Origin of the sequence: Streptomyces sp. NPDC088915, assembly GCF_044749825.1 — a bacterium.
In the GTDB taxonomy this organism is placed as follows: Bacteria; Actinomycetota; Actinomycetes; order Streptomycetales; family Streptomycetaceae; genus Streptomyces.
The window spans coordinates 281,965-290,804 of the sequence record NZ_JBIVIR010000013.1 but is presented as its reverse complement, the minus strand read 5'-3'; the positions used below and the strand labels follow the sequence as shown (position 1 = coordinate 290,804).

The 8,840-nt window shown below is 71.3% G+C and carries 2 protein-coding genes, 1 tRNA gene and 1 rRNA gene; 3 read left to right on the top strand and 1 reads right to left on the bottom strand.

Going from position 1 to position 8,840, the window contains the following annotated elements:
* Both rrf and ACIP5O_RS24135 read left to right on the top strand, forming a co-directional pair.
* Nucleotides 1-94: ribosomal RNA gene (gene rrf / locus ACIP5O_RS24140) — 5S ribosomal RNA — on the top strand; the annotation flags it as partial.
* Between the two features lie 4 nt (nt 95-98).
* A tRNA-Thr gene (locus tag ACIP5O_RS24135) sits at nt 99-174 on the top strand.
* A 99-nt stretch (nt 175-273) separates the two neighbouring features.
* Here the strand turns inward: ACIP5O_RS24135 and ACIP5O_RS24130 are convergent.
* On the bottom strand, nt 274-2,919 hold the full coding sequence (locus ACIP5O_RS24130) for a SpoIIE family protein phosphatase (protein WP_401296548.1): 2,646 nt from the start codon (nt 2,917-2,919) through the stop codon (nt 274-276).
* A gap of 267 nt (nt 2,920-3,186) precedes the next feature.
* Between ACIP5O_RS24130 and ACIP5O_RS24125 the strand changes: the two genes are divergently transcribed.
* The gene (locus ACIP5O_RS24125; protein ID WP_401296546.1) at nt 3,187-8,673 is read left to right on the top strand and encodes a HAMP domain-containing protein; all 5,487 of its coding nucleotides are present in this window, start codon (nt 3,187-3,189) and stop codon (nt 8,671-8,673) included.
* The last annotated feature ends 167 nt before the right edge of the window (nt 8,674-8,840 follow it).

Genomic DNA, 8,840 nt, shown 5'->3' with positions numbered 1-8,840 from the left:
AACGCCCGGTTACATTCCGAACCCGGAAGCTAAGCCTTTCAGCGCCGATGGTACTGCAGGGGGGACCCTGTGGGAGAGTAGGACACCGCCGAACACCTGCCCTTTTAGCTCAGTCGGTAGAGCGTCTCCATGGTAAGGAGAAGGTCAACGGTTCGATTCCGTTAAAGGGCTCCAGATGAAAAGGCCCCCGCCTTGTGGCGGGGGCCTTTTTGCGTTTCCAGGAGCAGAGACAGAGAGAGCGGCGCCTTTCCCCATCGGGAAGGCGCCGTCTCGTCAGCGGTCGTCCGGCTCGCGGAGGCGCATCGCGAGGATGGCCATGTCGTCGGAGGCCGGGGCCTGGGCGAAGCGTTCGACCGCGCGCAGGACGCGGGCCGCGACCGCGCCGGCCGTCAGGCCCGTACAGGTCTTGAGGACGTCGGCGAGGCCGTCGTCGCCCAGCATGCGGGAGCCCTCGCGGCGCTCCGTCACGCCGTCCGTGACGCACAGGAGGACGTCACCCGGGTCGAGCGTGACCGTCTCCTCGTACAGCTCCAGGTCGTCCATGACGCCCAGGAGCGGCTGCGGTTCGGCCGCGGGGCGGACCGTGCCGTCCGGGCTGAGGCGCAGGGGCAGCGGGTGGCCGGCGCAGACGACCTTGAGGATCGCGGAGCCGTCCTCCTGCGGGCGCATCTCGCCGTACAGGAGGGTGAGGAAGCGGCTGCGGGCGCCCTCGTCGAGGATCGCCGCGTTCAGGCGCTCCAGGACCGCCGGGCCGCCGAGGCCCTCACGGGCCAGGAGACGCAGGGCGTGGCGGGCCAGGCCGGTGACGGCGGCCGCCTCCGGGCCCGTACCGCAGACGTCGCCGATGGCGAACCCGTACGCGCCGTCGCTGATCGGGAAGAGGTCGTAGAAGTCGCCCCCGACCTCGTTGCCCTCGCCGGCCGCGCGGTAGATGACGTCGACCTCGACGCCGGGAATCTCCGGGAGGCCGGGCGGCAGGAGGCTGCGCTGGAGGGACTGGCTGATGGCCACGCGCTCCGAGTAGAGGCGGGCGTTGTCCAGGGCCAGGGCGGCCCGGCGGGACAGGTCCTCGGCGAGCTCCAGGATCTCCTGGCGGAAGTGGTCCTCGGAGGGCCTGCCGAGCGTCAGCATGCCGATGACCCGGTTCCGGGCCACCAGGGGCAGGACGACCGTCTCGCCGGCCACCACGCTCGCCGTGGCCAGCGTGCTGTCGATGCCCGGCGCGTACGGGATCGACGGGTGGTCGAGGGCGTGGACCGAGGCGGTGAGCGCGGCCCGGTGGGCGGCGTCGCCCGGCGCGGTCCAGACCCGGGCGCCGGGCGTCGGCACCGGATCGGGCGGCGTGATCGAGGAGAGCAGCTCCTTGAGGCCGTCGATGCGGTCCTCGTCCTCGTGGAGCACGTACGAGAGGTACGGGTCGGAGGCCTGGTCGGCGATCGTGTAGACCGCGCACCAGGTCGCGAGGGTGGGAACCGTCATCTGGGCCATCAGGGCCAGGGTCTGGTCCCGGTCGAGGGTGCCGGCCAGGAGGTCGGAGGCCTCGACGAGGAAGCTGAGGGAGCCGCGGCGCAGACGTTCCAGCTCGCCGAGGCGGGCGGACTCCACGGCCAGGGCGATGCGGTCGGCGGCGAACTGGAGGCGGAGGGCCTCCTCGTTCGAGTAGCGGTTCGCTGCCTCTGCGGCCACGCCCAGGGAGCCGGTGAGGCGGCCCTCGACCTTGAGGGGGACGGTGACCACCGAGCGCATGCCGGTGTCCTCCAGGAGCGGGACGGCTCCGGGGACGGCGGCCAGGTCCTCGTGGACGGCGGGCATCCGGGCGGAGCCGTACCGGCTGGCGCCGGTTTCCACGGGCACGCGCGCGAAGCGCTGGCGGGCGGCCGGGAGGCCGGTGGTCGCCCGTACCTCCAGTTCCGTCTCGTCGTCCGTGGCGAGGAGGAGGAAGGCGGCGTCGCCGTCGAGCATGTCGCGGGCGCGTTCGACCGTGCGCTGGAGCAGGCCGTCCAGGTCGTCGGGGGCCGGGGAGCCGATGAAGACCTCGAAGGGGTCGGTGGCGCGGTTCTCGGCACCCGGCTCGGCCGCGGGGCGCTGCGGGGTCTGGAGGACCGCCCGCTCGTGCTCGCGGACCAGGAGGCAGACCGTGGAGGGCTCGCCCTGGGAGTCGCGGACCCGCAGGTGCGAGGCGTAGACGGGGACGACCCGGCCGTCGGCGCAGCGGATGCCGTAGCTGCCCTCCCAGCGGGAGAGGCGCAGGGCCTCGGCGAGGCCGGTGCCGATGCCGGGGGTGTGGGGCCAGGCCGCGAGGTCGCCCAGGGGCTTGCCGGTGACCTGTTCGGAGCCGTACCCGAAGAGTTCCCCGGCGTCCTCGTTCCAGGAGGTGATCGCGCCGCTCCGGTCGATCTGGACGACGGCGACGCGGACGCGGCTGTCGGCGACCGGGAGGAGGGCGTCGGGGAGGACCGGGCCGGCGGAGCGGGTGCCGACGGGGCGCTGCGGGAGGTCGAGGTGGAACCAGACGTGCTTGCGCGTGGGGGAGTAGTCGACGCCCCAGCGGTGGGCGAGGGCGGCGCAGAGCAGCAGGCCGCGGCCGTTCTCGCGGTCGGGGGAGGCGAGGGTGCGGCCGCTCTGGACCGGGATCTCGCGCTCGGGGTAGCGGTCGGAGACCTCGACGCGGATGCTGTCGTCGGAGCGCAGGCAGAGCACGTCGGCGGCGGTGCCGGCGTGGATGACGGCGTTGGTGACGAGCTCGCTGGTGAGGACGACGGCGTCGTCGACCAGCTCGGGGTGCCCCCAGCCCTGGAGGGTGTCCCGGACGAAGGCCCGTGCGGCCGCGACGGACCGCCCGACGGGCTCGAAGCTGGCAGTCGCCCGCGCGGTGATCACAGCACTCCTCGTACGCGTCTCGACGCCCGGCTCTGCCATGCTCGGTCTGTCCTTCCCGCTGCCCGGTGGTCGTGCGCGCACCACACCGTCCCCGCCGGGCGGACCGGGGCGGCTGGACAGCCGGATGCCAGGTTACTTACCTTCGCTGTCCGGGCGGATGCCGGTCGCCGCTGTTCCGCCCCTCCGGGGGTAGGGACGCCGTCGAAGCTGCCGAACTGTTATCGCCTGGTTCGGTCACGGTGAAACACTGGGCAGGCTACCGGCAGAGCCGGAGCGGTACGGTCGACCCCTTTCGGGAGGGACACGGTGGAGTCTGGCACGGCGGCGCGTCGCGGCGGAGGCAACGGTACGCGCGCGAGGGGCGGACGTTCCCGTGGGGGGACGGTCCAGGTGGACGCCGCGGCGCTGGAGCGGTTGCTCTCCGCGCTGGTGTCGATGCGGGACGGGAACTTCCGCAGGCGGCTCACGGTGTCCGGCGACGGGGTCATGGCGGAGATCTCCGCCGTGTTCAACGAGGTCGCGGACCGGCAGCTGCACGTGACCGGGGAGCTGTCGCGGGTCCGGCGGGTCGTCGGGCGCGAGGGCAAGCTGTCCGAGCGCCTGGAGGCCGGGGCCAGCGAGGGGGCCTGGGCGGCGGCGATCGAGGCCGCGAACGCGCTCGTCGACGACCTGGCCCGGCCGGTGTCCGAGGTGGGGCGGGTGCTCTCGGCGGTGGCCGAGGGCGACCTGGAGCAGCGGATGGACCTGCGGTCGGAGGGTTCCGACGGGACGGTCCGGCCGCTGCGGGGCGAGTTCCTGAAGGTGGCGCGTACCGCCAACAACCTCGTCGACCAGCTGTCGGTGTTCGCCTCCGAGGTGACCCGGGTCGCCGTCGAGGTCGGGACCGAGGGCAAGCTGGGCGGTCAGGCGCAGGTGCGCGGGGTGTCCGGTTCGTGGAAGGACCTCACGGACTCCGTCAACACCATGGCGAACCAGCTGACGGCCCAGGTGCGGGACATCGCCCTGGTGACGACGGCGGTCGCCAACGGCGATCTGTCGCAGAAGGTCACGGCGAACGTGGCCGGCGAGATGCTGGAGCTGAAGAACACCGTCAACCGGATGGTGGACCAGCTGTCGTCGTTCTCCTCCGAGGTGACCCGCGTCGCGCGCGAGGTGGGCACCGAGGGCGAGCTGGGCGGCCAGGCCGAGGTTGCCGGGGTCGCCGGCGTGTGGAAGGACCTCACCGATTCCGTCAACACGATGGCGGGCAACCTCACCAATCAGGTGAGGGGGATCGCCGAGGTGACGACCGCCGTCGCCAACGGCGACCTGTCGCAGAAGGTGCGGGTCTCGGCGCGCGGCGAGATCGCGCAGCTCGCGGACACGATCAACCAGATGACCGAGACGCTGCGGACGTTCGCCGACGAGGTGACCCGTGTCTCGGGCGAGGTCGGGGCGCAGGGTCTGCTCGGCGGTCAGGCGCAGGTGCCGGGTGCGGCGGGCACGTGGAAGGACCTCACCGACTCCGTCAACACGGTCTTCCGGAACATCACCACGCAGGTGCGTGACATCGCGCAGGTGACGACGGCGGTGGCCAACGGTGACCTGTCGCAGAAGGTCACGGTGGACGTGGCCGGCGAGATGCTGGAGCTGAAGAACACCGTCAACACGATGGTCGACCAGCTCTCCGCCTTCGGTTCCGAGGTGACCCGGGTGGCCCGGGAGGTCGGCGTCGAGGGCCTGCTCGGCGGTCAGGCGCAGGTGCCGGGCGCGGCGGGCACGTGGAAGGACCTCACCGACTCGGTGAACACGGCCTTCCGCAACCTGACCGGCCAGGTGCGGGACATCGCGCAGGTGACGACGGCGGTCGCCAACGGTGACCTGTCGCAGAAGGTCACGGTGGACGTGGCCGGCGAGATGCTGGAGCTGAAGAACACCGTCAACACGATGGTGTCGCAGCTGTCGTCCTTCGCGGACCAGGTGACCCGGATGGCCCGGGACGTGGGCACCGAGGGCCGGCTCGGCGGTCAGGCGCGCGTGGACGGCGTCTCCGGGCGCTGGCGGGAGCTCACCGACTCGGTGAACTTCATGGCCGGCAACCTGACCTCGCAGGTGCGGCAGATCGCCCAGGTGACGACGGCCGTGGCGCGCGGCGACCTGTCGCAGAAGATCGACGTGGACGCGCGCGGCGAGATCCTGGAGCTGAAGAACACCATCAACACGATGGTCGACCAGCTCTCCGCGTTCGCCGACCAGGTGACCCGGGTGGCCCGCGAGGTGGGCACCGACGGGCGGCTCGGCGGTCAGGCGCAGGTGCCCGGCGTGGCCGGCGTGTGGCGCGACCTGACCGACTCGGTGAACGGCATGGCCGGCAACCTCACCACCCAGGTCCGCAACATCGCGCAGGTCGCCACGGCAGTCGCGCGCGGCGACCTGTCGCAGAAGATCGACGTGGACGCGCGCGGCGAGATCCTGGAGCTGAAGAACACCCTCAACACGATGGTGGACCAGCTCTCGAACTTCGCCGAGCAGGTGACCCGGGTGGCCCGCGAGGTGGGCACCGAGGGCATCCTGGGCGGTCAGGCCGAGGTGCAGGGCGTCTCCGGCACCTGGAAGGACCTCACCCAGTCGGTGAACGGCATGGCGAACAACCTCACCATCCAGGTGCGGAACATCGCCGAGGTCACGACCGCGGTCGCCATGGGCGACCTGTCGAAGAAGATCACGGTCGACGCCCGGGGCGAGATCCTGGAGCTGGTGACGACCGTCAACACGATGGTCGACCAGCTGTCGAACTTCGCGGACGAGGTCACGCGCGTGGCCCGCGAGGTGGGCACGGAGGGCATCCTCGGCGGCCAGGCACGCGTGCGCGGGGTCACCGGCACCTGGAAGGACCTCAGCGACAACGTCAACCTGATGGCCAACAACCTGACCAGCCAGGTGCGGAACATCTCCCGGGTGTCGGCGGCCGTCGCCAACGGCGACCTGACGAAGAAGGTGACGGTCGAGGCGCGCGGCGAGGTCGCCGAACTCGCCGAGACCGTCAACACGATGGTGACGACCCTGTCGTCCTTCGCGGACGAGGTCACGCGCGTGGCCCGCGAGGTGGGCACGGAGGGCGAGCTGGGCGGCCAGGCCCGGGTGCCGGGGGTCTCCGGCACCTGGAAGGACCTGACCGAGTCGGTGAACTCGATGGCCTCCAACCTGACCGGCCAGGTGCGCCAGATCGCGGCCGTCACGACCGCCATCGCCAAGGGCGACCTCACCAAGAAGATCGACATCGACGCGCGCGGCGAGATCCAGCAGCTGAAGAACACCATCAACACGATGGTCGACCAGCTGTCGAACTTCGCCGAGGAGGTCACGCGCGTGGCCCGCGAGGTGGGTACGGAGGGCATCCTCGGCGGCCAGGCGCGCGTGCGGGACGTCGACGGCACCTGGCGCGACCTGACCGAGTCCGTGAACGAGATGGCCGGGAACCTGACCCGGCAGGTGCGGGCCATCGCGGCCGTCGCCACGGCGGTCACCCGGGGCGACCTCAACCTCAAGATCGACGGCGTGGACGCGGCGGGCGAGATCCAGGCGCTCCAGGACAACATCAACACGATGATCACCAACCTGCGCGACACCACCCTCGCCAACGAGGAGCAGGACTGGCTGAAGGGCAACCTGGCCCGGATCTCCGGTCTCATGCAGGGCCGGCGGGACCTGGACGACGTGGCCTCGCTCATCATGAGCGAGCTGACGCCGGTGGTCTCGGCCCAGCACGGCGCCTTCTTCGTGGCGATGCCGACCGGCTCCGCCCACGGCGACGCCGAACTGGTCGGCGAGGGCGACGGCTCGTACGAGCTGCGGATGCGGGGGAGTTACGGGTACTCCGCCGGTTCCATGCCGACCTCGTTCCGGCCCGGCGAGACCCTCATCGGGACGGCGGCCGAGGAGAAGCGGACCATCCAGGTCAACGTGCCGCCGGGCTACCTGAAGATCTCCTCCGGGCTCGGGGAGGCCGCGCCCGCGCACGTGATCGTGCTGCCGGTCCTCTTCGAGGGCAAGGTCCTCGGCGTGATCGAGCTGGCCTCCTTCCAGCCGTTCACCCAGATCCAGCGCGACTTCCTCAACCAGCTCGCGGAGCTGATCGCCACCACCGTCAACACCATCAGCGTCAACACCAAGACGGAGGTGCTGCTCCAGCAGTCGCAGGAGCTCACCGAGCAGCTCAGGGAGCGCTCGGCCGAGCTGGAGCACCGGCAGAAGGAGCTCCAGGGCTCCAACCTGGAGCTGGAGGAGAAGGCCGAGCTGCTCGCCCGGCAGAACCGCGACATCGAGGTGAAGAACACCGAGATCGAGGAGGCCCGGCAGGTCCTGGAGGAGCGGGCCGAACAGCTCGCCGTCTCCATGCGGTACAAGTCCGAGTTCCTGGCGAACATGTCGCACGAGCTGCGCACCCCGCTCAACTCGCTGCTCATCCTGGCCAAGTTGCTCGCGGACAACGCCGAGACGAACCTGACGCCCAAGCAGGTCGAGTTCGCGGAGACCATCCACGGGGCCGGTTCGGACCTGCTCCAGCTGATCAACGACATCCTGGACCTGTCCAAGGTCGAGGCGGGCAAGATGGACGTCTCGCCGACCCGGATCGCGCTCGTGCAGCTCGTCGACTACGTGGAGGCGACCTTCCGGCCGCTCACGGCGGAGAAGGGGCTCGACTTCTCGGTGCGGGTCTCGCCGGAGCTGCCAGCCACGCTCCACACCGACGAGCAGCGCCTGCTCCAGGTGCTGCGCAACCTGCTCTCCAACGCGGTGAAGTTCACCGACACGGGCGCGGTGGAGCTGGTGATCCGGCCGGCCGGCGCGGACGTGCCGCAGTCGATCCGCGAGCAGCTCCTGGAGGCCGGTTCGCTGCGCGACCCGGACGCCGACCTGATCGCGTTCTCGGTCACCGACACCGGGATCGGGATCGCGGCGAGCAAGATGCGGGTCATCTTCGAGGCGTTCAAGCAGGCCGACGGCACGACCAGCCGGAAGTACGGCGGTACGGGTCTGGGGCTCTCGATCAGCCGGGAGATCGCGCGGCTGCTCGGCGGCGAGATCTTCGCCGTGAGCGAGCCGGGGCGCGGTTCGACGTTCACCCTGTACCTGCCGCTGAACCCGACCGAGCTGCCCGCGCCGGGCTACGGCCAGGGCGCGCAGGACGGCGAGGACCCGCAGCAGGGTGCCGAGGAGGGGGCGGCCGGGGCGGTGCACCCGTTCCCGCACTTCCCGCCGGCGCCGGTGCGGACGGAGGCGCGCTCCGGGGCCGGGGCGCTGTTCCGGCACCGCCGGAAGGCGGCCGCGGAGGCGACCGGGGCGCGGGGCGCGGTGCCGGGACAGTCCGGGCAGCAGCAGCCCGTACCGGAGCGGGAGGAGCCCGAGGAGCCGGCGCCGCGCCGCACCTTCGGCTTCTCCGGCGAGAAGGTGCTCATCGTGGACGACGACATCCGCAACGTCTTCGCGCTCACCAGCGTCCTGGAGCAGCACGGGCTCGCGGTGCTGTACGCGGAGAACGGGCGGGAGGGCATCGAGGTCCTGGAGCAGCACGACGACGCGGCGGTCGTCCTGATGGACATCATGATGCCGGAGATGGACGGGTACGCGACGACGACCGCGATCCGGCGGATGCCGCAGTTCGCCGGTCTTCCGATCATCGCCCTGACGGCGAAGGCGATGAAGGGCGACCGGGAGAAGGCGATCGAGTCGGGCGCCTCGGACTACGTGACCAAGCCGGTCGACCCCGACCACCTGCTGTCCGTCATGGAGGAGTGGATGCGGCGGAAGTGACCCGGCCCGGGGCCGCGCGGTCCCGGGCCCTCCGGGGCCCCGCCCTCCCCGGGCGCGCCCCGGAAAGATCTCTGGCGGGCTGTCGCCATGGGCGTGTGAGATGCGGGGATACGGGGAACCTTCTGGTCTCCCACCGCGTTTTCCCTCCGTGCACAGTGACATCGCGG